Here is a 24,723-nt window from a genome sequence, read left to right on the forward strand (position 1 = left end):
GGCTCAGTAGGTGGGTGGCGCCATGGCCCACAGGACCCGGGCCTCGTCCACGCCCGTGGTCTCGGCGACGCGGTGCGGGTCGCTGCTGCGGTAATGGACGGAGTCCAGGGCCGACAGCCGGTGCAGCTGGTCGCGGATCTGCACTTCCACCTCGCCGGAGAGGACCAGGAGGATCTCCTCGGAGCTGCCGTGCGTGTAGGGCTCGACGCCGGTGGACCCGCCCGGGGCGAAGTGGCCGAGGAGCACCTCGAGGTGGTCGAAGGACGACGGGGTCAGCTTGATCTTCGTGGCACCCTCGCCGAACGACATGCCGTGGGCGTCGCGGAAGCGCAGTACGGGGTTGGCCGCGCTGCCGCCCGTGGCGAAGAGGTCGCCGACGTTGAGCTTGAGTACCTCGCACAGCCGCTGGAGGGTGCGCACGCTGGCATTGGCCTGGTCCCGTTCGACCTGGGACAGGTAGCCCTCGGTGACTCCGGACCGGTCCGCCACATCCTTGAGGGTCAGGTGGAGGGCTCTTCTGCGGCGCCGCAGTCGTCCGCCCATGCCGGCCGCGGGGCCGGGGTGCTCGTTCGCCATGGAACGGCAACTTAACAAGGGTTCGCTGGCGGCACAATGAATGTTGGTGGGAACAAAGAAAACTTTGATGGCGTCGGTCCCTCTAGGCTGACCCCATGCCGCAGACCCCGTCCCGTCACCTCGCCGAGGGCCCTCGCGTGGGCATACGGCACTTCACCTACGCGGACGCCGCCGAGTTCACCGCCCGGGCCCGGGAGAGCAAGGACCTGCACCATCCCTGGCTCTTCCCGCCGGACAGCCCCCAGGCGTACGACGCCTACGCGTCCCACCTGATCGAGGACCCCACCAAGGCCGGGTTCCTGATCTGCGAGAAGGACGGGGCGGGCGGTTCCGGCGACGGCGGGGCCATCGCCGGGTTCGTCAACATCAACAACATCGTCGAGGGCGGCTTCCTCAGCGGCGCCCTCGGCTACGGCGCCTTCGCGCACGCCGCCGGCCGGGGGCTGATGCGCGAAGGGCTGGGCCTCGTGGTGCGGCACGCCTTCGGACCGATGCGGCTGCACCGGCTGGAGATCAACGTGCAGCCGGGCAACGCCGCCTCCATCGCACTGGCCCGCTCCTGCGGCTTCCACCTGGAGGGTTTCTCACCGAGGATGCTGCACGTGGACGGGGCCTGGCGCGACCATCAGCGCTGGGCGATCACCGCCGAGACCGTGACTTCCGGTTGATCTTCATGGTGTCCAGGTCCGTCACCGTGGAGCGCAGTTCACCGAACCCGTAGCCGAGCCCGCGCAGCGTGTCCTCGGCCCGGTCCTCGGCGATGGCGGCCGCCATCTCGTCGCCGTCCGCCGCGTCCGAGACCACCACGTACCGCATCGAGAAGTGCTTCAGCGGCGACGGCTCGTACGACAGCGACCCCTCCTCGGTGAACCGCATGCTCGTCATCCCGTGGTCACCGGCCTCGGCGAGCAGCCGGGCCCGCGCCTCCTCGGTCAAACCCTCCCAGGTGCCCCGGACGATCACCCGGTAGGTGTGCCGCTCGCTCACGTGCCGCTCCTTCGTACGTACGCCGACCGCCCGACACCCTAAGCCCCCGCCCGCACCGCGCCCCACGGAATCAAACGTGAGTCACGTCGCGTGACGGTGACCGGCTCCGACCCTGTTCACCGTGGCGGGGAGCGGCTTCCATGGGGAACCGTGACGATGATCCGACGTGAGGTACTGACCCTGCCCGCCGCGCCGCAGGGCCCGGACAATCCGCTGCCGCCGCTGCGCCCCCTGGACGAGGCGCACCGCATCGACGACCGGGACCGGCTCGGCCTGCCGCGCGACATGGCCCGCCAGGTCGACTACGAGCCGCTGCGCAGCCTGCTGCCCGTCATGGTCCGGGACGGGTACGGACGCGCCCGCGAGGCGCGGGAACTGGACGCGCTGGTCATCGAGAACGACCGGCTGCGCGCCACCGTGCTGCCCGCGCTCGGCGGCCGGATCGCCTCCCTGTGCCACAAGCCGACCGACCGTGAACTCCTCTACGTCAACCCCGTCCTCCAGCCCGCCAACTTCGCCCTCAACGGCGCCTGGTTCTCCGGCGGCATCGAGTGGAACATCGGCGCCACCGGACACACCACCCTCTCCTGCTCCCCCGTGCACGCCGCCCGCGTGCCTGCCCCGGACGGCGGCGAGATGCTGCGCCTGTGGGAGTGGGAGCGGCTGCGCGACCTGCCCTTCCAGGTCGACCTGTGGCTCCCGGAGGGCTCGGACTTCCTGTACGTGGGCGTCCGCGTCCGCAACCCGCACGAACGCCCCGTGCCGACCTACTGGTGGTCCAACATCGCCGTGCCCGAGGACCGCCGGGTCCTCGCCCCCGCCGACGAGGCGTACCACTTCGGCTACGAGCGGCGGCTGCGCCGCGTGCCCGTCCCCGAGTACGACGGCACCGACCGGACGTACCCGCTGAACAGCACCTACGCCGCCGACTACTTCTACGACGTGCCGGACGGCCGGCGCCGCTGGATCGCCGCGCTCGACGAGCACGGAAACGGGCTGGCGCAGACCTCCACCGACGTACTGCGGGGCCGGAAGCTGTTCGTGTGGGGCACCGGACCCGGCGGGCGCCGCTGGCAGGAGTGGCTCACCGAGCCCGGCACCGGCGGCTACTGCGAGATCCAGGCCGGCCTCGCCCGCACCCAGCTGGAGCACGTCAGGCTGGACGCGGAGAGCGAGGTGTCCTGGCTGGAGGCGTACGGGCCGCTCGAAGCCACGCCCGACGGCGACTGGCACACCGTGCTGCGCGGCGCGGAGGAGCGGCTGGAGAGCGCCCTGCCGCGGGCCGACGTCGACGCCGCGTACGAGGCCTGGCGGGCCCACGCCGACACCGAGCCCGGCGAGCGGCTGGCCACCGGCTCGGGCTGGGGCGCGCTCGAGGCGCTGCGCGCGGGATGGAAGCTGCCCGGCACCCCGTTCGGCGAGGACACCCTCGGCGAGGAGCAGGAACCGTGGCTGCACCTGCTGCGCGCCGGGACCCTCCCCGAGACCGGACGCCGCGAGCCGCCCGGCCCCACCCTGGTCGCCCGGCCCTGGCGGGACATGCTGGAGACCACCGCCGCCACCCCGCTCGCCGAGTACCACCTGGGGGTCGCCCAGTGGCACGGCGACGACCGGGCCCAGGCGGTCCGCAGCTGGGAGCGCGGCCTCAAGGACGCCGCCGACCGCTGGCCGTTGCTGCGCTGCCTCGCCGCCGCCGACCAGGCGGACGGTCACCCCGAGCGGGCCGCCGACCAGTACGCGGAGGCCTTCGACGACCTGTGCGAGCGCCGGCCGGAACCCGAGCGAGCTTCGGACGCGGACGCCCCGGACCGGGACGAACGGTGGGCAGCCGTCGCCGCCGCCCTCGGCCGGGAGGCCATCGGCGCGCTGCTCGCGGTCGGACGCACCGCCGACGCCCGCGCCGTGTGGGAGCGGCTGGACCCCGCGACCCGGGCCCGCGGCCGGTTCCGGCTGGCCGAGGGGGAGTTGCTGGCCGCCGAGGGCCGGCACGAGGAGGCGCGGGCCGTCTTCGACGAGGGCTTCGAGGTCGCCGACCTGCGGGAGGGCGGCGAGAGCATCGGAGCGCTGTGGGCGCGGCTCGGCGACGAACCGCTCCCGGCCCGGCACGACTTCCGGATGCGGCCGGACGCGGGGTGAGCCCGTCCGGTCCGGGGCTAGGCCCGCCGGTCCACGTACTCGTAGATCGCGCCGTCCGGATGCCGGGCGATCAGGTTGCGGCCCGCGGGTGTCGGCACCGGGCCGGCGATGACGTCGCCCCCCAGCGAGGTGAGGATCCGCTGGGTCTCCTCGACGTCCGTCACGGCGATCGTCGCCGTCACCTTGCGCAACACCTCGAGCTGGGACTCGGGTCCGCTCATCAGCAGGAAGCAGCCGACCGCGGCGACCTCGACCCCGCCGCGCTCGGAACGCATGGCCCGGCCGCCGGCCAGACCCTCGTAGAAGGGGATCGCCTTGTCCAGGTCGTCGACGTAGACGCGCAGTGTGGCTCCCAGAATGTCCATGGGGACGAGCCTAGTTGGCGGCGGCCGGGTCCGACTCGCGCCCCGGCCATGGAAGTTCCGCGTCCGGGTACCCGCGAGGTATGGACCGCATGGATCACTTGGAACACCTGGACAAGCATCTGGTCGACGAACTGGCACAGGTGGCACGGGAGACCGTGCGCGACGAGCTGCGCGAGCAGACCCGCAAGCAGCGCCGCAAGGCCACGCTGTACGCCGCGTCCGGTGCCGCCGCCCTGTACGCGGGCGCGGCCCTCGCCCTCGCCGTGGGTCTGGCGCTCGCCGTGGGACTGCCCGACTGGGCCGCCGCGCTGATCACGGCCGGCCTCCTGGGCGTCGCCGCGTATCTGCTGCGCGGTGCGGCCCGGCCCCACCCGTCGGCGCCGGGGTCCGGCCACGGCGTCGCGGGTGACGCGCCGGCCGTGCCGCCGGTCGCGCCCGAGGTGCCGCCGATGCCGCCGGTCGCGCCCACCGCCCCGGCGGGCACCCCCGCACCGGGCGGTACGGGACCGGCTGCGCCGCGCCAGGACGGCACCGACGCCGAGGGCCCGCGCGAGCGCGGCTGAGCCGCCGTACGCGGACACAGTGCCGGGAACCGGCCCGCTCGCGACGTTTGGGTGCCCTGGTCAAGGGGACGCGGAAGGCTCACGAGGTACGCGACAGCCCGGAGGCGAACCGTGAGCCGACCCCGCATCGTGATCGTCGGTGCCGGTTTCGCCGGGTACCGGACGGCCCGCACCCTGTCCCGGCTCACCCGGCACCAGGCCGACATCACCCTGCTCAACCCGACCGACTACTTCCTCTACCTGCCGCTGCTGCCGCAGGTGGCCGCCGGAATCCTGGAGCCGCGCCGCGTCACCGTGTCCCTCTCGGGCTCACTGCCGCACGTCCGGCTGGTGCTGGGCGAGGCCGACGGCATCGACCTCGACGAACACACCGTGCACTACACCGGGCCCGAGGGCGGCGAGGGCACCCTGCCCTTCGACCGGCTGGTGCTCGCCGCGGGCAGCGTCAACAAGCTGCTGCCCGTCCCGGGCGTCGCCGAGCACGCGCACGGCTTCCGGGGGCTGCCGGAGGCGCTGTACCTGCGCGACCACGTGACGCGCCAGGTGGAGCTGGCCGCCGCGGCCGACGACCGCGAGGAGTGCGCCGCGCGGTGCACCTTCGTCGTGGTCGGCGCCGGATACACCGGCACCGAGGTCGCCGCGCACGGCGCGATGTACACCGACGCACAGGTCCGCAAGCACCCCATGCGCACCGGTATGCGGCCCCGTTGGATGCTGCTGGACGTGGCGCCCCGGGTGCTGCCCGAGATGGACGAACGGCTCTCCCGCACCGCCGACCGGGTACTGCGGCAGCGGGGCGTCGACGTGCGGATGGGGACCTCGGTGAAGGAGGCCACGCACGACGGCGTGGTGCTGACCGACGGTACGAGTGTCGACACGCGCACGCTCGTGTGGTGCGTCGGCGTGCGGCCGGACCCGCTGGTCGAGTCCCTGGGGCTGCCCCTGGAACGCGGCCGGCTGCTCGTCGACCCGCACCTCCAGGTGCCGGGCCGCCCCGAGTTGTTCGCCTGCGGAGACGTGGCCGCGGTGCCCGACCTGACGCAACCCGGCCAGTTCACGCCGATGACCGCGCAGCACGCCTGGCGGCACGGCAAGGTCTGCGCGCAGAACGTCGCCGCGTCGCTCGGCATCGGCGAGCGGCGGCCCTACCACCACCGTGACCTGGGGTTCGTCGTGGACCTCGGCGGGGCCAAGGCCGCCGCCAACCCCCTCGGCCTGCCGATGTCCGGCCCCGCGGCAGGCGCGGTCACCCGCGGCTACCACCTCGCGGCGATGCCGGGCAACCGCGTCCGGGTGGCCGCGGACTGGCTGCTGGACGCGGTGCTGCCCCGTCAGGCGGTGCAGCTGGGCCTCGTCCGCTCCTGGTCGGTACCGCTGGAGTCGTCGTCACCGGAGGTGGCCCGGGTGGCCGGACGCCCGGAACGGGACGCCGAGCAGACGGCGAGGACCGGGACGAACGGGACGACCGGGACGACCGGGACGACCGGTAAGGAATCCCGCGCCGAGCCCCCGAAGAGCCGGCCGGGCGGCGAGCCCGCGAAGAGCCGGCCCGGCGGTGAGCCCGCGAAGAACCAGCCGGGCGGTGAGCGCGCCAAGAACCAGCCCGGTGGTGAGGCCGCGAAGAAGCAACCGGGCGGTGAGCCCGCGAAGAACCAGCCGCACCCGCCCCGTGCCGCCGGCAACCCGCGCCGGGCCGGGGAAGGCGGCGGTACGGGACCTGCCCGGGGTTCCGGCAAGGCGCGCAAGACGTCCCGGGCGTCCGGCGGAGGACGGCCCACCGCCCCGTCCGGACCGACCCGGGCCGCGGGACCGCCCGCCGACCCCGGCCCCGAACCCCCTGCGAACCAGCCGCCCCCCGGACCCGACATCGCCCCCGGCCCGGTCAAACGCACCGACGGCCGCCGCGCGGAAGGAGACTCATGAACACCGGTGAACTCGTCGACCTCGGACAGCAACTGCGCGTCGACAGCGTACGGGCGGCGGACGCCGCCGGCTCCGGGCACCCGACGTCGTCGATGTCCGCCGCCGACCTGATGGCCGTACTGCTGGCCAACCACCTCCGCTACGACTTCGCCCGCCCCGCCCACCCCGGCAACGACCGCTTCGTGCTCTCCAAGGGACACGCCTCGCCCCTGCTGTACGCCGCTTACAAGGCGGCCGGTGCCATCGACGACGAGGAACTGCTCACCTTCCGCAAGGTGGGCAGCCGCCTGGAGGGCCACCCCACGCCGCAGCGGCTGCCGTGGGTCGAGACGGCCACCGGTTCGCTCGGGCAGGGCCTGCCCGTCGGCGTCGGCATCGCCCTGGCGGGCAAGCGCCTCGACCACAACGACTACCGCGTGTGGGTGCTGTGCGGCGACAGCGAGATGGCCGAGGGATCGGTGTGGGAGGCCGCCGAGCACGCCGGGCACGAACACCTCGACAACCTCACCGTGATCGTCGACGTCAACCGGCTCGGCCAGCGCGGCCCCACCCGGCACGGCCACGACCTCGACGCGTACGCGCGCCGATTCCGCGCCTTCGACTGGCACACGATCGAGGTCGACGGCCACGACGTGGACGCGATCGACCGCGCCTACGGCGAAGCCCTCTCCACCAGGGGCCAGCCCACCGCCGTCATCGCCCGCACTCTCAAGGGCAAGGGGGTCAAGGCGGTCGAGGACCGCGAGGGCCACCACGGCAAGCCGCTGCCCGACGCCGAGGAGGCCGTCGCCGAACTCGGCGGCCCGCGGGACCTGCGGGTCACGGTGCACGAGCCCGAGGACGCGCGGTCGCTGCACTCGGCCGGCACCGGGCAGACCGAGCTGCCCCGCTGGGACGTGGGCGAGGAGGTCGCCACCCGCAACGCCTTCGGTGAGGCGCTGGCCGCGCTCGGCACCGCCCGCGGCGACGTCGTGGCGCTCGACGGAGAGGTGGGCGACTCCACGCGCGCCGAGTTCTTCGCCAAGGAACACCCCGAGCGCTACTTCGAGTGCTACATCGCCGAGCAGCAGATGGTCGCCGCGGCCGTGGGGATGGCGGCACGCGGCTGGGTGCCGTTCGCCACCACCTTCGCCGCGTTCCTGACCCGCGCCTTCGACTTCCTGCGCATGGCCTCCGTCAGCGGCGCCGGCATCAACCTCGTCGGCTCCCACGCGGGTGTCGCCATCGGCCAGGACGGGCCCAGCCAGATGGGTCTGGAGGACCTGGCGATGATGCGGGCCATCCACGGTTCGACCGTGCTGTACCCGTGCGACGCCAACCAGACCGCGCGCCTGGTCGCCGAGATGGCGGGCCTGGAGGGTGTCCGCTACCTGCGCACCTCGCGCGGTGAGAGCAAGGTCGTCTACGGCCCCGACGAGGAGTTCCCGGTCGGCGGCAGCAAGGTCCTGCGCTCCTCCGCCGACGACCGGCTCACCCTCGTGGCGGCCGGCGTCACCCTGCACGAGGCGCTGGCCGCGGCCGACGCCCTCGCCGGGGACGGCATCCCGGTCCGGGTGATCGACCTGTACTCCGTGAAGCCCGTCGACCTGGCCACTCTGCGCCGGGCCGCGGAGGAGACCGGCTGCCTGGTCACCGTCGAGGACCACCGCCGGGAGGGCGGCATCGGCGACGCGGTCCTGGACGCGTTCTGCGACGGCCGGCCCGTGCCGCGGCTGGTGCGGCTCGCCGTCGGGACGATGCCGGGCTCCGCGACCCCCGCCGAGGAACTGCACGCGGCGGGGATCGACGCCGAGTCCATCGCCGCGGCCGGACGGATGCTGGTGGAGCAGGCGATCGTGCCGTGAGCGGAGGCGACGGCACGCGGACCGTGCGGGCGGGCCGCCACACGGTGGAGGTGCACCGGCCGGACAAGGTGCTGTTCCCCGCGGGCGAGGGCGGCGCGCCGGAGTACACCAAGGGCGATCTCGTCGACTACCACCGCGCCGTCGCCCCCTTCATGCTGCCGCACCTGCGGGGGCGCCCGCTCATGCTGGAACGGCACCCCGACGGCGTCGACGGGCCCCGGTTCATGCAGAAGAACACTCCGGAGCACTACCCGGAGTGGGTCGGCCGCGTCGAGGTCGGCAAGGAGGGCGGCACCGTCCGCCACACGGTCTGCGACGACTCGGCCACCCTCGTCTACCTCGCCGACCAGGCCGCCCTCACCCTGCACCGCTGGCTCTCCCGGACCGGGCAGGTCGACCGGCCGGACCGGATGGTCTTCGACCTCGATCCGGCCGGCGACGACTTCGAGGCGGTCCGGGAGGCCGCCCGGCTGGTGGGCGAGCTGCTCGACGAACTGAGGCTGCCCTCCGCGCTCATGACCACCGGATCCCGGGGACTGCACGTCGTGGTTCCTCTGACGGGACGTCAGAACTTCGACGAGGTGCGGGAGTTCGCGCGGGACGCGGCCGAGGTCCTGGCCGCGGCCCATCCGGACCGGCTCACCACCGCCGCCCGCAAGAAGGACCGCGGGGACCGGCTCTACCTCGACATCCAGCGCAACGCCTACGCCCAGACCGCCGTGGCGCCCTTCACCGTCCGCGCCCGGCCCGGCGCACCCGTGGCCACACCCGTCTCCTGGGACGAACTGGACGACCCCGCCCTGCACGCCCGCCGCTGGACGATCGCGGACGCCGTCGAGCAGGCCCGCACCCGGCCCTGGGCCGGGATCATGAACCGCGCCCGGTCGCTGGGCCCCGCCCGGCGGCGGCTGAACGCGCTGCGCGGCTGAGCCTCGCCGCGGGGGGAGATGAGCGAGGTCACGTCGGCGCGTGCCACATGCACGCGTCCGTGGAGGTTTGGCGAACATCCTTGCGGCCACACGGAGGGGGAGGTGGCCATGTCGAACACGAACAACACATCCGAATCACAAGACTCACAACAGAGTTCACGTAGGACACGCAAGCCCCGGCAGTCACAGGAGTCCCGGCAGTCACAGGAGTCACGCAAGCCCCGGCCGATGGAGGTGCTGCGCGAGGCGCGCGCACAGCTCGCGGAGCTCACCGGCATGAACGCCGAGTCGGTGTCGTCCTTCGAGCGGACGGAGGAGGGCTGGGCGCTGGAGGTCGAGGTGCTCGAACTCGAGCGGGTGCCCGACACGATGAGCCTGATGGCGAGCTACCAGGTGGAGCTTGATTCCGAGGGGCAGCTCACTGGCTACCGCCGTGTGAGGCGTTACGAGCGCGGTCGGGCCGACGCGCGAGGTTCCGGCGGCCGTTAGGCCGGACCGGACCGAGTGGACTCGCACACCGAAACCCGAGATGGAGGAATGGCTGGCATGACTGTTGTACCGGCACAGCAATCCGGTGGTGGAGGCGGCAGCAGCGGCCTCTACGACGTGCTCGAGCTCGTCCTGGACAGGGGGCTCGTCATCGACGCATTCGTGCGCGTCTCCCTGGTCGGCATCGAGATACTGAAGATCGACGTCCGTGTCGTCGTCGCGAGCGTGGACACGTACCTGCGCTTCGCCGAGGCGTGCAACCGTCTCGACCTGGAGGCCGGGCCGCGCAAGGACCCCGGCCTGCCCGACCTGGTCGGCCAGATGACCGAGTCCGGCGCCAAGGGCAAGTCCAAGGGAGCCCTGTCCGGTGCGGCGGAGACGATCTCCGACGCCTTCAAGCAGGCCCGTGAGGACGACGGCTCCGAGCGCGAGCGCGAGACCACGTCGCGTCCGCGTGCCCGCAAGACCACCGCCTCGCGCCGGAAGGAGGAGCAGGAGTGAGTACGTACGTCTACGGCATCACCGCCGCCACGCATCCCGCGCTCCCCGAGGAAACCGGCGGCGTCGGCGACCCGCCGCGCGAGATACGGATCCTGAAGCAGGGCGGGCTGGCGGCCGTCGTCAGCGACGCGCCCGAGGGGTTGCGGCCCAAGCGCAGGGAGTTGCTCGCCCACCAGACCGTGCTGAGCGAGGTCGGCGCCGAAGGCTGCGTGCTGCCCATGCGTTTCGGCAGCGTCGCCCCGGACGACAGCGCGGTGACCGGGGTGCTCGCGGAGCGCGCCGAGCACTACGAGGAACGCCTCCAGGCACTGGACGGCCGGGTCGAGTACAACATCAAGGCCACCCACAACGAGGAGGCCGTGCTCCACCACGTGATGGCCCAGAACCCGGAGATCCGGGCCCTCGCGGACGCCAACCGGCAGGCGGGCGGCGGGAGTTACGAGAACAAGATCCAGCTCGGTGAGATGGTCGCGGCCGCCGTCAAGGGCAAGGAGGCCGAGGACGCCACCACGCTGGAGCGCGCCCTGGAGTCGGACGCCGACGCGGTGAGCGTGGGCCCCGAGTCCACCGGCTGGCTGGCCAACGTGTCGTTCCTGGTGAAGCAGGGCTCCGCCGAGGAGTTCCTGGCCGCCGTGGAGCGCGCCCGCAGGGACATGCCGCACCTGGAGGTGCGGGTGAACGGCCCGCTGCCGCCGTACAGCTTCGTGGAGCCCGGCCCGGCCGAGCCCGCGGGTACCGCGGCCGGCGGGATGGATGTCGGAACGGAGTGAGGACGTGGGACTGATCTCGGAGGTCCTGCTGCTGCCGTTCGCCCCGGTGCGCGGCAGCGCCTGGGCCATCAGACAGGTCATGAACGAGGCGGAGCGGATCTACTACGACCCCGCCACGATCCGGGCCGAACTAGCCCGCCTGGAAGAGCAGTTGGAGGCCGGAGAGATCACGGAGGAGGAGTTCGACCAGCAGGAGGACGCGCTCCTGGACCGGTTGGAGATCGCTTCGCGCACGAGCGCGGGATTGGGCAACGGGACGGCACCATGAATCGAGTGGGACTGGGCCTCGCGGTAGGGGCCGGATATCTGCTGGGACGCACGAAGAAACTGAAACTGGCCGTCGCCGTGGGCACCATGGTGGCCGGCAAGAAGATGAACCTGACCCCGAAGGGCATCGCCGAGCTGGTCAGTACGCAGCTGCAGAACAACCCCCAGTTCAAGGAGATCGGGGACCAGCTGCGCACGGACCTGCGGGGCGTGGGCAAGGCGGCCTCGGGCGCCATGGTCGAGCGGCAGATAGACGCGCTGGCCAATCGCCTGCACGGGCGTACCGCCGAGGTCCGCGACCAGCTCTCCGGCGTGACGTCCCAGGTGCCGGGCGTCGGCTCCCGCGACTCCGAGGTCTCGGAGGACTCGGAGGAGTACGCGGAGTCCGACCAGCGCGCCGACGACGAGCACGACGAGCAGGACGAGCAGGACGAGCAGGACGAGCGCGAGGACGAGCAGGACGAGCGCGACGGCCGGCGCGAGGCGGCGCCGGCCGCGCGCAAGACGGCCAGGAAGGCGCCCGCGAAGAAGACGCCGGCGAAGAAGGCGGCCGCCAAGGCACCCGCCAAGAAGACCGCGGCGAAGCGGGCCCAGCCCGCCAAGAAGGCGGCCGGCAAGAAGACGGCCGGTGCCCGGAGCGCCGCCCGCGGAGCCACCCGGCGGACGAAGGGCGGTGGTGAGTGATGACCGACACCCTCGGATCCGCGGCCTCCACGGCAGGCAAGGCCGCGAAGAAGAACCCCCTGGCCGACGTGGCGCAGAGCGAGGCGGCGGACCGCCTCAAGGCGGAGGTGCAGGAGTACCTCGCCGCGCAGGTCACGCGGCTGCTGACGGGCGTCGGCACCAAGCTCGGCCAGACCACGGGCAAGCTCAACGACATAGCCGAGGGCAACAGCCCCGGATTCGCCAAGCTCGCCCTCGACGGCGGACGCAAGCTCGCCGAGGGCAAGGGCCCGATGCGGGCCGCGTTCGAGGTCGGCGCCGGCAAGGTGAAGGACAACGTCGTCGGCGCCTTCAAGAACCTCACCGGCGGCAGGGGCCGGAAGAAGGGCGGCGGCGGTCAGAAGCCGACGGTCATCATCGAGTACGTCGACGTCGGCGTGCCGGTGCGCACGGCCTACGACCAGTGGACCCAGTACCAGGACTTCAGCACCTTCGCCAAGGGCGTCAAGAGCGCGAACCGCGCCGACGACACGTCGTCCGACTGGCAGCTGAAGGTCTTCTGGTCCAACCGCAGCTGGAAGGCGAAGACCACCGAGCAGGTGCCCGACGACCGGATCTCCTGGACGTCGGAGGGCGCCAAGGGCACCACCAAGGGTGTCGTCAGCTTCCACGAGCTGGCCGACAGCCTGACCCGCGTGATCCTGGTCATCGAGTACTACCCCAAGGGTCTCTTCGAGAAGACCGGCAACATCTGGCGCGCCCAGGGCCGCCGGGCCCGCCTGGACCTGAAGAACTACGTCCGGCACATCACCCTCAAGGGCGAGGCCGACGACGGCTGGCGCGGCGAGATCCGCGACGGCGAGGTCGTCCGCAGCCACGAGGACGCCGTGGCGGAGGAGGAGCAGGAGCAGGAGGAGGGGCAGGAGCCCGAGGGCGAGGAGGAGTACGAGGGCGAGGAGGAAGCGCCCGAGGCCGAGGAGGAGGCCGAGGAAGAGCCCGAGGGCGAGTACGAGGAGGAGCCGGAGGGCGAGTACGAGGAGGAGCCGGAGGGCGAGTACGAGGAGGAGCCCGAGGCGGAGTACGAGGAGGAGCCCGAGGGCGAGTACGAGGAGGACAAGGAAGCCGGGGAGGACGAGAACGCGTCCCGTGAGGAGTACGAGGACGCCGGTGGCGGGAGCCGTCGATGACCACACCCAGCCGACTGCCCGAGCCCTACGGTCAGGGACAGAGCGCCAACCTCGCCGACATCCTGGAACGGGTGCTCGACAAGGGCATCGTGATCGCGGGCGACATCAAGATCAACCTGCTCGACATCGAGCTGCTGACGATCAAGTTGCGGCTCGTGGTCGCCTCCGTCGACAAGGCCAAGGAGATGGGCATCGACTGGTGGGAGAGCGACCCCGCGCTCTCCTCGCGCGCCCGGCGCGACGAACTCACCCGGGAGAACGCCGCACTGCGCGAACGCCTGCGTGAGCTGGACCCGGGCCGCGTGCCGAAGGAGGAGACGTGAACGGACTGCGGTACGTCTACGCCGTCTGCCGCCCCTTCGGCGCGGCCCTCCAGGCCCAGCTCACGGGGGTGGCGGGCGACCCGCCCCGCCTGCTGGCCCACGGCGACCTGGTCGCCGTCGTCAGCCATGTGCCCGAGGCCGACTTCAGCGAGGAGGCCCTGCGCGCGCACCTGGAGGACCTCGACTGGCTGGCCGCCACGGCCCGCTCCCACCAGCAGGTGATCGACGCGCTCACCGCGGTCACCACACCGCTGCCGCTCCGGCTGGCCACCGTCTTCCGGGACGACAGCGGCGTACGGATGATGATGGAGCAGCGCGAGGAGGCCTTCCGGAACACGCTCGCCCGGCTGGACGGACGGGTCGAGTGGGGCGTGAAGGTGTACGTCGAGGCGGAGCCCGAGCAGGCGGCCGCGCCGGCGCGGCCCGCTCCCAAGCCCGCCTCGGGCCGGGACTACCTGCGGCAGCGGCGTCAGCAGTCGCGCGCGAACGAGGACCTGTGGTCGAGGGCGGAGCGGTTCGCGACGGGTCTCCACTCGACGCTGTCCTCCCTGGCCGACGACGCGCGGCTGCACGCGCCGCAGAACCCCCGTCTGTCCGGTGCCGCCGGACGCAACGTCCTCAACGCCGCCTACCTGGTGCGGCGTGACGCCTCCGAGGAGTTCGTGGAGAGGATCGACCGGACGAAGGACGACGCCCCGGGAATCCGTGTGGAACTCACCGGCCCCTGGGCGGCCTACTCCTTCGCCGGCGACGGGGCCGCCGAGGAACAGCCGGGGGAGGGCACGTGACCGTCGTAGAACGCCGGGAGATCGCTCTCGTGGACCTGCTCGACCGGCTGCTGGCCGGCGGTGTCGTCATCACCGGTGACGTCACGCTGCGCATCGCGGACGTCGACCTGGTCCGCATCGATCTGAACGCGCTGATCAGCTCGGTCAACAGCAACGTTCCATCGCCGTTCGGGGACTGACGTGACTGAACAACCAGAACCCCGCAAACGCCTCGACCTCGACCCCGACACGGTCGAGCGCGACCTGGTGAAACTGGTGCTGACCGTCGTCGAGCTGCTGCGCCAGCTCATGGAGCGCCAGGCGCTCCGCCGGGTCGACGAGGGGGATCTCAGCGAGGAGCAGGAGGAGCGGATCGGACTCACCCTGATGCTCCTCGACGACCGCATGACCGAGCTGCGCGACCGCTACGGACTGCGGCCGGAGGACCTGAACCTGGACCTCGGGCCGCTGGGACCGCTGCTGCCCCGGGAGTGAGTCTCCCGGGGCCGCGGCCTCACCCCTTCGTCACCGCTTGCGGCACAGGATCTCTCCGTGCAGCACGCCGAACCAGCCTTCCGGCCGCTCGCCCCAGTCCCGCCAGGCGGCCGAGACCGCCCGCAGCTCCTCGGCGGTCGCGTGGCCGCCCTCGGTCGCGCGGCCGGCGTACGCGGACGCCAGGGTCCGGTCCGCCCACAGGCCGCTCCACCACTCCCGCTCCTCGGCGGTGGCGAAGGTCCAGGTCGCGGAGGTCGCCGTGACGTCCGTGAACCCCGCCTCCAGCGCCCACGCCTTCAGCCGGCGCCCGGCGTCCGGTTCGCCGCCGTTGGCGCGGGCGACCCGCCGGTACAGGTCCAGCCAGTCGTCCATGCCCGGGGACGCGGGGTACCACGTCATGGCCCCGTAGTCCGAGTCGCGGACGGCGATGATCCCGCCGGGCCGTGCCACCCGCCGCATCTCGCGCAGCGCCCCCACCGGGTCGCCCACGTGCTGGAGCACCTGGTGGGCGTGGACCACGCAGAACGTGTCGTCCGGGTAGTCCAGCGCGTGCACGTCCCCCACCGCGAAGTCGGTGTTGCCGAGGCCGCGTTCCGCCGCCGTGGCCCGGGCCCGGTCGACGATCTCCGGTGCCCGGTCCACGCCGGTGACGTGCCCGTCCGGGACCAGCGCCGCGAGGTCCGCGGTGATGGTGCCGGGCCCGCAGCCGATGTCCAGGACCTTCATGTGGGGCCGCAAGGAGCCCAGCAGATAGGCGGCGGAGTTGGCGGCGGTGCGCCAGGTGTGCGAGCGGAGCACGGACTCGTGGTGCCCGTGCGTGTAGACGGCGGTCTCCCGCGGCTTCGGCATGGTGGATCCCCTCTCCGACGGTGTGATCACGCTACGCCCGTCGGTCGAATAGTGAGACCCGCGTTTTATATGGTGGACTGACGGGGCGTCAGGAAAGCAGTCCGCCCTCACCGGGCAGCGGCCGGTACACCGTGAGCGCCTCCGGCAGCTTCTCCAGCGTCAGGTCGCCCTCGGTCTCCGTCAGCTCCCCGTCGAACGCCATCAGGGTGCCCGGCGCCACCCCCGACAGCCGCAGCCGGGGCACCTGCACCGCCGCATGGGCGGGGGAGCGGGTCAGCGGACCCGCGAGCGCCGCGGACAGCAGCCGCAGGGCCGGCCGGCGGCCACCGTGCACCACCCGCACGTCCAGCTGCCCGTCCGCCAGGTCGAGCCGGCGGCCCGAGGCGAGGCCCCTGCGGTGGTACGTGCCGTTGCCCGCGAACAGCATCCACAGCGGGCGCCGGCGGCCGCGCACCTCCGCCTCCAGCGGGTGCCGGTCCGCGCGCAGCACCCGCACCGCCGCCAGCACCCCGGCCGGCCAGCCGCCGATCCTCGACGACCAGTGCTCCCGCTCCCGCACCAGCTCCGGGTAGACGCCGAGGCTGAAGGTGTTGAGGAAGACGCCCTGCCGCCCGCCCGAGACGAACCGGCCCACGTCCACCCGCACCCCCTCGCCCCGCTCCAGCGCCCCGCACAGATCCCGCACGTCCTCCACGCCCAGGTCGTAGGCGAAGTGGTTGAGCGTGCCGCCGGGCAGCACCGCCAGCGGCAGGCCGTGCCGCAGGGCGACCTCGGCCGCCGCGTTCACCGTGCCGTCGCCGCCGCACACGCCGAGCACCCGGGCGTGGTCCGCCGCCTTCTCCAGCTCCGCCGGGATGTCCTCCGGCTCGCACTCCACCACCTCGGCGTCGGGCAGCGCGTCGCACAGCGCCCGCACCCGGTCCGAGGTGCCCGAGGCGACGTTGGCCACCATCACCAGCCCCTCGCCCCCGGGCAGCGCCGGCACCTCGGCGAGCGGCCGGGCCGGCGGGATGTGCTGGGCTCGCGTCGGCACCAGGCCCCGTACGGCGAACGCGGCACCCGCCCCGAGCGCGGCGCCCGCCACCACGTCGCTCGGGAAGTGGACGCCGGTGTAGACGCGCGAGAGGGCCACCGCGGCGGCCACCGGTGCCACCGCCGCACCCCACGCCGGGGACTCCAGCGCGACCCCGGTGGCGAACGCGGCCGCCGACGCGGCGTGCCCCGACGGGAACGACGTCGTGATCGGCTGCCGCTTCAACTGCCGTACCAGCGGCACCGGGTCCAGCACCGGGCGGGACCGGCGCACCGAGCGCTTGCCGAGGGTGTTGATCGTCAGTGAGGCGAGGCTCAGCGAGGCCAGGCCCCGGGCGGCGGCGCGACGGGCCCGCGGGGTGCGGGACGCGGCCAGGGCGGCGGCCACCCCGAACCACAGCACTCCGTGGTTGGCGGAACGGCTCAGCCGGGGCAGCAGCGGGTCGGCGCCCGGCCAGGTGCGGGCGGCGACGGCCTCGAACGCACGCTGGTCCAGCCGCAGGAAACCGTTGCGGAGGGGGTGCGGGCCGGGCGTCAGGGCGGTGAGATCTACGTCGGGGCTCATGCCACCCGCCTACCCGGTGCGGGCCGTTTTCTGCCGGTGGCGCTCGCCACGTCCGCCGGCGCCGTCCGGCCCGCCGTAATCGGTTTGCCCGGGGCGTGGCCCGAGCCGCACAATCCGGTGTCATGGGTCATCTCGAAGCAGCGCACCTGGAGTACCACCTCCCCGACGGGAGGGCGCTGCTCGGCGACGCCTCCTTCCGGGTGGGGGAGGGGGCCGTGGTGGCCCTCGTCGGCCCCAACGGCGCGGGCAAGACCACCCTGCTCCGGCTGCTCTCCGGGGAGCTGAAGCCGCACGGCGGGACCGTCACCGTCGGCGGCGGCCTCGGGGTGATGCGCCAGTTCGTGGGGTCCGTACGGGACGAGACGACCGTACGGGACCTGCTCGTGTCCGTTTCCCCGCCCCGGATCCGCGAGGCCGCGCGCGCCGTGGACACCGCCGAGCACGCGCTGATGACCGTGGACGACGAGGCCGCCCAGATGCGCTACGCGCAGGCGCTCGCCGACTGGGCCGAGGCCCAGGGCTACGAGGCCGAGACCCTGTGGGACATCTGCACCACGGCCGCGCTGGGGATGCCGTACGAGAAGGCCCAGTGGCGTCGGGTGAGCACCCTCTCCGGCGGTGAGCAGAAGCGGCTGGTCCTGGAGGCGCTGCTGCGCGGCACCGACGAGGTGCTGCTGCTCGACGAGCCGGACAACTACCTCGACGTGCCCGGCAAGCGCTGGCTGGAGGAGCGGCTCGCCGAGACCCGCAAGACGGTGCTCTTCGTCTCCCACGACCGGGAACTCCTCGCCCGCACGGCCGAGAAGATCGTCTCCCTGGAGCCCGGGCCCGCCGGTGCCGACGCCTGGGTGCACGGCGGCGGCTTCGCCACCTTCCACGAGGCCCGCCGCGAGCGCTTCGCCCGCTTCGAGGAACTGCGCCGCCGCTGGGACGAGAAGCACGCGCAGCTCAAGAAGCTGGTGCTGACGCTGCGTCAGGCGGCCGCCGTCAGCCACGAGATGGCGTCCCGGTACGCCGCCGCGCAGACCAGGCTGCGCAAGTTCGAGGAGGCCGGTCCGCCGCCCGAGCCGCCGCGCGAGCAGGACATCAGGATGCGGCTGAAGGGCGGCCGCACCGGAGTCCGCGCCGTCACGTGTGAGCAGCTGGAACTCACCGGCCTGATGAAACCCTTCGACCTGGAGGTCTTCTACGGCGAACGGGTCGCCGTCCTCGGCTCCAACGGCTCCGGCAAGTCGCACTTCCTGCGCCTGCTGGCCGGCGACGACGTGACGCACACCGGGAAGTGGAAGCTCGGGGCGCGCGTGCTGCCCGGGCACTTCGCGCAGACCCACGCCCACCCGGAACTCCTCGGCCGCACCCTCCTGGACATCCTGTGGTCCGAGCACGCCCAGGACCGGGGCGCCGCCATGTCGAGGCTGCGCCGCTACGAGCTGACCCACCAGGCGGAGCAGACCTTCGACCGGCTCTCCGGCGGCCAGCAGGCCCGCTTCCAGATCCTCCTGCTGGAACTCCAGGGCGTCACCGCCCTGCTGCTCGACGAGCCGACCGACAACCTCGACCTGGAGTCGGCCGAAGCCCTCCAGGAGGGCCTGGAGGGCTTCGAGGGCACGGTCCTCGCCGTCACCCACGACCGCTGGTTCGCCCGCTCCTTCGACCGCTACCTGGTCTTCGGCAGCGACGGACACGTCCGTGAGACGCCGGAGCCGGTCTGGGACGAGCGGCGGGTGGAGCGGGCCCGGTGAAGGACCGGGGCGGGGGCCCACCGGTCACTTCCAGCGCAGCAGCGCCCCCAGGCCGCCCACCGGAGTCTTGTCCGCGGCCTCCGACGGCAGCGCCGGCGTCACCGAGACCGCCGGCGCGCCGGTCATCACCGCCGATCGCAGCAGCGCGTCGTCCGCCCGTGCCGACCAGGAGTTCTGCTCGCCCAGCGTCTTCAGCTCGGTGCGGCGCACCGCGAGCTGGTCGGCGTCCTCGCCGATCCACACCTCGCGGTGGGTGTCGGGGGCGTCCGGGATGACCAGCAGCTCGTCGATGCGGTGCTCCCGGGCCGCCTCCACCAGCGCGGGCACGCCTTCGGCGGCGCCCGCCCGGCCCTCGTCGTCGGGCGCCCGGGCGGCCAGGAACCGGTCCAGCTCCTCCCGCGCCCGCGAGCGCACGTGGTCCTCGCGCAGGCCCTCCACCTCGTCGTCGAGGAGCCTGCTCCCGGCGCCGCGCGAGGCCTCGGCGATCCGGCCCTGGAGCCGCTTCGGCAACCGCTCGTGCACGGATCGCCGCTCCCGGTCGTCACCGACCAGGATGAGCAGGTCGGCGCCGGTCTCCTCTTGGCACACCGCGAGCGCGTCCGCGATCTCCGCCGCGTTGTGCTCCCAGGTGTTCTCCACCCGCAGCTGGAAGTGGCGCTCCGACCAGTCGGCGCTGCTCGTGCGGTGCAGCGGCCACTGCCGGCCGGTGACCCCGCCGGCATCCGAGCTGCCCAGCGCGCCGCGCAGTTCGAAGTCGGCGCCCTTGCGGTCGATGTACGCCACCACGCACACCGGGTCCTCGCCCGCCAGGTCGAGCAGCGGGGCGACGTGCGGCAGCGGGGCCCAGTCGGCGGTGGTCCCGCCGTACGGAGGGCGGGCCAGCCGGGGGTCCAGGACCACCCGTCCGCCGCACGCGAACAGCGCCCGGCCGTGCGGGTCGGAGGCGTGCCGCAGCTCGTCCACGGCCTTCCGCACCGCCTGGCAGGTGGCGTCGTCGGCGCCCTGCTCCGCCAGCTCCCGGGCCACCGCGGCCGCCGTCAGCTCACGCTCGTGCGCGGTGTCCTCCGTGTGCCGGGACAGATCGACGTACACGGAGGCCCAGGGCCCCTGGTGTTCGTAGAGGGGATGCAGAAACGCGAGGTCCATGGCGCTCTCCCGGGTGGCGCTGGGGGGTGGTAGTGCTGCGGGGGCGGGTACCCGGACCGCATGAACGAACACGACATGGGGGACACCATGACCGGAGTGGACCCGGGCCGCCTGGACGACCAGCAGCTCATGAAGGAGCTGGAGACCATCCACCGGACCCGCCACGACACCCTGCTCTACGGGTCGAACGACGCGCTGCGGGCCCACAACGACCGCATGGCGCGGCTGGAGGGCGAGTGGCTGCGCCGCAACCCGCATCGCCCGGTCGCCGCCGGCCGCACCCGCGAGGGCGCCCGGGAACGCGGCTCCGGCCAGGCCGCCACCCCGGGAGCCTAGGGGGGTGTCGTTCGGATCCGGCCGGCTCCGGGCAGCGGCGCCTCGCAACCGGCTCGAGCGGGGTCCGGTGCGTGCAGCTGCAAGGCGGAGGAGGGCGACCGGGCGGAGCCCTGGCAACCGACGACAACGCCGCAGATGTGCGTGCCGGACCCCGCGACCACGGCAAGATCCAAACGCCACCCCGGAGGTCCCCGGGGCGGCGTCCCGGCCGCCGTCCGCGCCGGTCAGCCGCCCGCCTTGGCGAACTCGGCGAGGAAGGTCGCGCAGAACGCCTGGAGGTCGTCCGGCTTGCGGCTGGTGACGAGGATGTTGTCGCCGTGGTCGCAGACCTTCACCTGCTCGTCGACCCAGGTGGCGCCCGCGTTTGTCAGGTCGGTCCGGAGGCTGGGCCACGAGGTCAGCACCCGGCCGCGTACCACGTCGGCCTCGATCAGGGTCCACGGCGCGTGGCAGATCGCGGCCACCGGCCTGCCCTGCTCGAAGAAGGCCCGGACGAACGCCACGGCCTTCTCGTCGGTCCGCAGGAAGTCGGGATTGGCCACCCCGCCGGGCAGGACCAGCCCGCCGAACGAGTCGGCCGAGGTGTCACCCACCACCTCGTCCACCGGGAACGTGTCCGCCTTGTCGAGATGGTCGAAGCCCTGGACCTCGCCGGTCTGCGTGGACACCAGCACCGGCTCGTGCCCCGCGTCCTTCGCCGCCTGCCACGGCTCGGTCAGTTCGACCTGTTCCACGCCCTCGGGCGCGGTGAGAAATGCGATGCGCATGGGGTTCGGATTCCTTTCCTGACGCCTAGGCGCCCTGCGCCCCGGAAGGGCCCACCTCGGTGAGCGCCACCGCCAGCTCCTGGACGTTGTCGTAGCGCGCCTTGTTCGGCAGCCGGTCCAGCTCCTCGACGAGGGCGTCGGGCGCGTTGCCGTGGCGCAGGGTGCGGGTCAGTTCCCGCGGTCCCGCGGGGAAGCTGCCCCGGGTCAGGTTCCGGGCCAGTTCGAGCCGCAGGGCCTCCAGGTACGTCGGCCCGCGGCCCGGTGTCACCGGCCCGTGCGTGACGTCCGGATCGTCCTCCGCCACCGGCTCCGGGTCGTGCCACTCCTCGGTCCGGGTGGGGTGCCCGGACCTGAGCAGACCCTGCAGTTCGTGCTTCATCTCGTCGTCGCGGTGGGCGCTCATCCGGTCGCTGCCTCGCTGCATGTCTCCCTCCAGATCTTCTGGGTGCCGACCGCGTACCCGGACACCGGGGCCCGACACGGATTCACCCGGACGGGTCCGCTCCGATCTCGCCGGCCGGCACCGGATCAGTAATCGAGAAGCGCGGGTCCCGTCGGCCCCTCTAGCGTGTGAGGACCGCGGGCCTTCACATGGAGCCCCCGACAGATGGAGACACGATGAGCAGCGCCAAGAGGACGGGCAGCCAGGCACCGGTGCCGCACGTCGCCGACAGCCACGACCTCATCCGCGTGCACGGCGCCCGGGAGAACAACCTCAAGGACGTCAGTATCGAGATCCCCAAGCGCCGCCTGACGGTCTTCACGGGAGTCTCCGGTTCGGGCAAGAGCTCACTGGTGTTCAACACCATCGCCGCCGAGTCGCAGCGGCTGATCAACGAGACCTACAGCGCCTTCGTGCAGGGCTTCATGCCGACGCTGGCCCGCCCCGAGGTCGACATCCTCGAAGGCCTGACCACCGCGATCATCGTGGACCAGCAGCGGATGGGCGCCGACCCCCGCTCCACCGTCGGCACCGCCACCGACGTCAACGCGATGCTGCGGATCCTCTTCAGCCGCCTCGGCGAGCCGCACATCGGCCCGCCCAGCGCGTACTCCTTCAACACCGCCTCGGTCCGGGCGAGCGGCGCGATCACCGTCGAGCGCGGCAACAAGAAGGCGGTCAAGGCGACGTACGAGCGGACCGGCGGCATGTGCACCCGCTGCGAGGGCCGCGGCAGCGTCTCCGACATCGACCTCACCCAGCTCTACGACGACTCCAAGTCGCTCTCCGAGGGCGCCTTCACCATCCCCGGCTGGAAGTCGGACAGCCAGTGGACCGTCCAGGTCTACGCCCAGTCCGGCTTCGTCGACCCCGACAAGCCGATCCGCGAGTACACCGAGAAGCAGCTGCGGGACTTCCTCTACGGCGAGCCGGTCAAGGTGAAGGTCAACGGCGTCAACCTCACCTACGAGGGCCTGATCCCGAAGATCCAGAAGTCCTTCCTGTCCAAGGACAAGGAGGCGATGCAGCCGCACATCCGGGCCTTCGTGGAGCGGGCCGTCACCTTCACCGTGTGCCCCGAGTGCGACGGCACGCGGCTCAGCGAGGGCGCCCGCTCCTCGAAGATCGGGAAGATCAGCATCGCCGACGCCTGCGCGATGGAGATCCGGGACCTGGCCGAGTGGGTGCGCGATCTCGACGAACCGTCCGTGGCGCCGCTGCTCGGCGCCTTGCGGGACGCCCTCGACTCGTTCGTCGAGATCGGCCTCGGCTACCTCTCCCTCGACCGGCCGGCGGGCACGCTGTCGGGCGGTGAGGCGCAGCGCGTCAAGATGATCCGCCACCTCGGCTCCTCGCTCACCGACACCACGTACGTCTTCGACGAGCCCACCATCGGACTGCACCCGCACGACATCCAGCGGATGAACGACCTGCTGCTGCGCCTGCGGGACAAGGGCAACACGGTCCTCGTCGTCGAGCACAAGCCGGAGGCGATCGCCATCGCCGACCACGTGGTGGACCTCGGCCCCGGCGCCGGCACCGCGGGCGGCACCGTCTGCTTCGAGGGCACCGTCGAGGAGCTGCGGGCCGGCGACACCGTCACCGGCCGCCACCTCGACGACCGGGCCGTCCTCAAGGACACGGTCCGCGAGCCCACCGGCGCCCTGGAGATCCGCGGCGCCACGACGCACAACCTCCAGGGCGTCGACGTCGACGTCCCGCTCGGCGTGCTCTGCGTGGTCACCGGCGTGGCCGGCTCCGGCAAGAGCTCGCTGATCCACGGCTCGGTCCCGGCCGGCGCCGACGTCGTCTCGGTCGACCAGAGCCCCATCAAGGGCTCGAGGCGCAGCAACCCGGCCACGTACACCGGACTGCTCGAACCGATCCGAAAGGCCTTCGCCAAGGCCAACGGCGTGAAGCCGGCCCTGTTCAGCGCCAACTCCGAGGGCGCCTGCCCCACCTGCAACGGCGCCGGCGTCATCTACACCGACCTCGCCATGATGGCCGGGGTCGCCGCCCCCTGCGAGGACTGCGAGGGCAAGCGGTTCCAGCCCGCGGTGCTGGAGTACCGTTTCGGCGGCCGGGACATCAGCGAGGTGCTCGCCATGTCCGTGGCCCAGGCCGAGGAGTTCTTCGGCTCCGGCGAGGCACGCACCCCCGCCGCGCACAAGATCCTCGACCGGCTCGCCGACGTGGGACTCGGCTACCTCACCCTCGGCCAGCCCCTCACCACGCTCTCCGGCGGCGAGCGGCAGCGGCTCAAGCTGGCCACCCACATGGGGGACAAGGGCGGCGTCTACGTGCTCGACGAGCCCACCACCGGCCTGCACCTCGCCGACGTCGAGCAACTGCTCGGCCTGCTGGACCGCCTCGTCGACGCCGGCAAGTCGGTCATCGTCATCGAGCACCACCAGGCCGTCATGGCGCACGCCGACTGGATCATCGACCTCGGCCCCGGCGCCGGCCACGACGGCGGCCGGATCGTCTTCGAGGGCACCCCCACCGATCTCGTCGCCGACCGCACCACCCTCACCGGCGAGCACCTCGCGGCGTACGTCGGCGCCTGACCGCGGCGGCCCACGGCGCCGGTACCGGTGGCGGCCGGCGCTGTGGGATCGTAAGGGCGTGACGAGCCTGGAGGACCTGGCCCGGCTGCGCCGGGCACGCGACCTGATGGACCGCGAGTACGCCGAGCCGCTCGACGTCCCGGCGCTGGCGCGGGTCGCCCTCATGTCGGCGGGCCACTTCTCCCGCAGCTTCCGCGCCGCCTACGGGGAGACCCCCTACAGCTATCTGATGACGCGCCGTATCGAGCGCGCCAAGGCCCTGCTGCGGCGCGGCGACCTGTCCGTCACCGAGGTCTGCTTCGCCGTCGGCTGTACCTCGCTGGGATCGTTCAGCTCGCGCTTCACCGAACTGGTCGGCGAGAGCCCGAGCGCCTACCGGGAACGCGACCACGCCGACGGCGCCGCGATCCCCGCCTGCGTCGCCAAGGTCCACACCCGACCGGTCAGGAACGGAGAAGCCCGGCCCGCGCGCCCGCCCGTAGCGTGACAGGC

General features: G+C 72.8%; 28 protein-coding genes. 20 read left to right on the forward strand and 8 right to left on the reverse strand.

All coding sequences use genetic code 11. The annotated features are described in order from the left end of the window. Positions 1–3: 3 nt before the first annotated feature. Complete coding sequence (locus OIE75_RS34275) at positions 4–576, reverse strand: helix-turn-helix domain-containing protein (RefSeq protein WP_307016049.1); 573 nt, start codon at positions 574–576, stop codon at positions 4–6. A gap of 95 nt (positions 577–671) precedes the next feature. Here OIE75_RS34275 and OIE75_RS34280 point away from each other — a divergent pair, with 95 nt between their 5' ends. Further along, a complete protein-coding gene (locus tag OIE75_RS34280; RefSeq protein WP_329473263.1) occupies positions 672–1,244 on the forward strand; it encodes a GNAT family N-acetyltransferase in 573 nt (190 codons plus the stop codon). Here the strand turns inward: OIE75_RS34280 and OIE75_RS34285 are convergent. Further along, on the reverse strand, positions 1,216–1,563 hold the full coding sequence (locus OIE75_RS34285; RefSeq protein WP_307016053.1) for a DUF6204 family protein: 348 nt from the start codon (positions 1,561–1,563) through the stop codon (positions 1,216–1,218). The genes OIE75_RS34280 and OIE75_RS34285 overlap by 29 nt on opposite strands. A gap of 156 nt (positions 1,564–1,719) precedes the next feature. Here OIE75_RS34285 and OIE75_RS34290 point away from each other — a divergent pair, with 156 nt between their 5' ends. Beyond that, positions 1,720–3,699 (forward strand): DUF5107 domain-containing protein, encoded by a 1,980-nt coding sequence (locus OIE75_RS34290; protein WP_329473264.1) that lies wholly within the window; start codon positions 1,720–1,722, stop codon positions 3,697–3,699. A gap of 17 nt (positions 3,700–3,716) precedes the next feature. Here OIE75_RS34290 and OIE75_RS34295 read toward each other — a convergent pair whose 3' ends face one another. Continuing rightward, positions 3,717–4,064, reverse strand: a complete 348-nt coding sequence (locus tag OIE75_RS34295) for a VOC family protein (protein WP_307016055.1) — start codon at positions 4,062–4,064, stop codon at positions 3,717–3,719. 80 nt (positions 4,065–4,144) lie between these two features. Here OIE75_RS34295 and OIE75_RS34300 point away from each other — a divergent pair, with 80 nt between their 5' ends. The 14 genes from OIE75_RS34300 (at position 4,145) to OIE75_RS34365 (ending at position 14,785) form a co-directional block, all read left to right on the forward strand. Next, positions 4,145–4,627: a phage holin family protein gene (locus OIE75_RS34300; RefSeq protein WP_329473265.1), complete on the forward strand. Its 483-nt coding sequence runs from the start codon at positions 4,145–4,147 to the stop codon at positions 4,625–4,627. 111 nt (positions 4,628–4,738) lie between these two features. Then, the gene (locus tag OIE75_RS34305) at positions 4,739–6,550 is read left to right on the forward strand and encodes an NAD(P)/FAD-dependent oxidoreductase (protein WP_329473266.1); all 1,812 of its coding nucleotides are present in this window, start codon (positions 4,739–4,741) and stop codon (positions 6,548–6,550) included. Then, positions 6,547–8,394, forward strand: coding sequence for a transketolase (locus tag OIE75_RS34310; protein WP_307016058.1), 1,848 nt, complete (start codon positions 6,547–6,549; stop codon positions 8,392–8,394). The genes OIE75_RS34305 and OIE75_RS34310 overlap by 4 nt, the downstream gene beginning before the upstream one ends. After that, positions 8,391–9,323, forward strand: a complete 933-nt coding sequence (ligD, locus tag OIE75_RS34315) for a non-homologous end-joining DNA ligase (RefSeq protein WP_329473267.1) — start codon at positions 8,391–8,393, stop codon at positions 9,321–9,323. Before OIE75_RS34310 ends, ligD begins: the two co-directional genes overlap by 4 nt. A gap of 108 nt (positions 9,324–9,431) precedes the next feature. Continuing rightward, the gene (locus tag OIE75_RS34320; protein ID WP_329473268.1) at positions 9,432–9,812 is read left to right on the forward strand and encodes a gas vesicle protein GvpO; all 381 of its coding nucleotides are present in this window, start codon (positions 9,432–9,434) and stop codon (positions 9,810–9,812) included. 57 nt (positions 9,813–9,869) lie between these two features. Next, on the forward strand, positions 9,870–10,313 hold the full coding sequence (locus tag OIE75_RS34325; protein ID WP_307016062.1) for a gas vesicle structural protein GvpA: 444 nt from the start codon (positions 9,870–9,872) through the stop codon (positions 10,311–10,313). Continuing rightward, the gene (locus OIE75_RS34330) at positions 10,310–11,083 is read left to right on the forward strand and encodes a GvpL/GvpF family gas vesicle protein (RefSeq protein ID WP_329473269.1); all 774 of its coding nucleotides are present in this window, start codon (positions 10,310–10,312) and stop codon (positions 11,081–11,083) included. Before OIE75_RS34325 ends, OIE75_RS34330 begins: the two co-directional genes overlap by 4 nt. Before the next feature lie 4 nt (positions 11,084–11,087). Next, positions 11,088–11,351, forward strand: a complete 264-nt coding sequence (locus OIE75_RS34335) for a gas vesicle protein GvpG (RefSeq protein ID WP_307016064.1) — start codon at positions 11,088–11,090, stop codon at positions 11,349–11,351. Beyond that, positions 11,348–12,034 (forward strand): DNA primase, encoded by a 687-nt coding sequence (locus OIE75_RS34340; RefSeq protein ID WP_329473270.1) that lies wholly within the window; start codon positions 11,348–11,350, stop codon positions 12,032–12,034. The genes OIE75_RS34335 and OIE75_RS34340 overlap by 4 nt, the downstream gene beginning before the upstream one ends. Then, on the forward strand, positions 12,034–13,200 hold the full coding sequence (locus OIE75_RS34345; protein ID WP_329473271.1) for an SRPBCC family protein: 1,167 nt from the start codon (positions 12,034–12,036) through the stop codon (positions 13,198–13,200). The genes OIE75_RS34340 and OIE75_RS34345 overlap by 1 nt, the downstream gene beginning before the upstream one ends. Then, positions 13,197–13,523: a gas vesicle protein gene (locus tag OIE75_RS34350; protein ID WP_122618941.1), complete on the forward strand. Its 327-nt coding sequence runs from the start codon at positions 13,197–13,199 to the stop codon at positions 13,521–13,523. The genes OIE75_RS34345 and OIE75_RS34350 overlap by 4 nt, the downstream gene beginning before the upstream one ends. Further along, positions 13,520–14,311, forward strand: a complete 792-nt coding sequence (locus OIE75_RS34355; RefSeq protein WP_307016067.1) for a GvpL/GvpF family gas vesicle protein — start codon at positions 13,520–13,522, stop codon at positions 14,309–14,311. Before OIE75_RS34350 ends, OIE75_RS34355 begins: the two co-directional genes overlap by 4 nt. Continuing rightward, positions 14,308–14,490, forward strand: coding sequence for a gas vesicle protein (locus tag OIE75_RS34360; protein WP_122618943.1), 183 nt, complete (start codon positions 14,308–14,310; stop codon positions 14,488–14,490). The genes OIE75_RS34355 and OIE75_RS34360 overlap by 4 nt, the downstream gene beginning before the upstream one ends. 1 nt (position 14,491) lies before the next feature. Further along, a complete protein-coding gene (locus OIE75_RS34365; RefSeq protein WP_122618944.1) occupies positions 14,492–14,785 on the forward strand; it encodes a gas vesicle protein K in 294 nt (97 codons plus the stop codon). Positions 14,786–14,815: 30 nt separating this feature from the next. Here the strand turns inward: OIE75_RS34365 and OIE75_RS34370 are convergent, their stop codons facing one another. Together OIE75_RS34370 and OIE75_RS34375 are read right to left on the reverse strand one after the other, a co-directional pair. Continuing rightward, a complete protein-coding gene (locus OIE75_RS34370) occupies positions 14,816–15,634 on the reverse strand; it encodes a methyltransferase domain-containing protein (RefSeq protein ID WP_307016068.1) in 819 nt (272 codons plus the stop codon). 88 nt (positions 15,635–15,722) lie between these two features. Then, positions 15,723–17,231: a bifunctional phosphatase PAP2/diacylglycerol kinase family protein gene (locus OIE75_RS34375; protein ID WP_307016069.1), complete on the reverse strand. Its 1,509-nt coding sequence runs from the start codon at positions 17,229–17,231 to the stop codon at positions 15,723–15,725. A gap of 122 nt (positions 17,232–17,353) precedes the next feature. Between OIE75_RS34375 and OIE75_RS34380 the strand changes: the two genes are divergently transcribed. Further along, a complete protein-coding gene (locus tag OIE75_RS34380; RefSeq protein WP_329473272.1) occupies positions 17,354–18,973 on the forward strand; it encodes an ATP-binding cassette domain-containing protein in 1,620 nt (539 codons plus the stop codon). Positions 18,974–18,997: 24 nt separating this feature from the next. Here OIE75_RS34380 and OIE75_RS34385 read toward each other — a convergent pair whose 3' ends face one another. After that, the gene (locus tag OIE75_RS34385; protein WP_307016071.1) at positions 18,998–20,119 is read right to left on the reverse strand and encodes a baeRF2 domain-containing protein; all 1,122 of its coding nucleotides are present in this window, start codon (positions 20,117–20,119) and stop codon (positions 18,998–19,000) included. Positions 20,120–20,179: 60 nt separating this feature from the next. Here OIE75_RS34385 and OIE75_RS34390 point away from each other — a divergent pair, with 60 nt between their 5' ends. Continuing rightward, positions 20,180–20,455: a DUF6158 family protein gene (locus OIE75_RS34390; RefSeq protein WP_307016073.1), complete on the forward strand. Its 276-nt coding sequence runs from the start codon at positions 20,180–20,182 to the stop codon at positions 20,453–20,455. 224 nt (positions 20,456–20,679) lie between these two features. Here the strand turns inward: OIE75_RS34390 and OIE75_RS34395 are convergent, their stop codons facing one another. Both OIE75_RS34395 and OIE75_RS34400 read right to left on the reverse strand, forming a co-directional pair. Next, positions 20,680–21,222, reverse strand: a complete 543-nt coding sequence (locus OIE75_RS34395; protein WP_307016074.1) for a type 1 glutamine amidotransferase domain-containing protein — start codon at positions 21,220–21,222, stop codon at positions 20,680–20,682. Positions 21,223–21,247: 25 nt separating this feature from the next. Next, a complete protein-coding gene (locus OIE75_RS34400; protein WP_307016076.1) occupies positions 21,248–21,646 on the reverse strand; it encodes a DUF2795 domain-containing protein in 399 nt (132 codons plus the stop codon). A 194-nt stretch (positions 21,647–21,840) separates the two neighbouring features. Between OIE75_RS34400 and OIE75_RS34405 the strand changes: the two genes are divergently transcribed. Both OIE75_RS34405 and OIE75_RS34410 read left to right on the forward strand, forming a co-directional pair. Beyond that, positions 21,841–24,231: an excinuclease ABC subunit UvrA gene (locus OIE75_RS34405; protein WP_307016078.1), complete on the forward strand. Its 2,391-nt coding sequence runs from the start codon at positions 21,841–21,843 to the stop codon at positions 24,229–24,231. A 58-nt stretch (positions 24,232–24,289) separates the two neighbouring features. Then, complete coding sequence (locus tag OIE75_RS34410) at positions 24,290–24,718, forward strand: helix-turn-helix transcriptional regulator (RefSeq protein WP_125490675.1); 429 nt, start codon at positions 24,290–24,292, stop codon at positions 24,716–24,718. Positions 24,719–24,723 lie beyond the last annotated feature (5 nt).

This window comes from Streptomyces sp. NBC_01723, from assembly GCF_036246005.1.
In the GTDB taxonomy this organism is placed as follows: domain Bacteria; phylum Actinomycetota; class Actinomycetes; order Streptomycetales; family Streptomycetaceae; genus Streptomyces.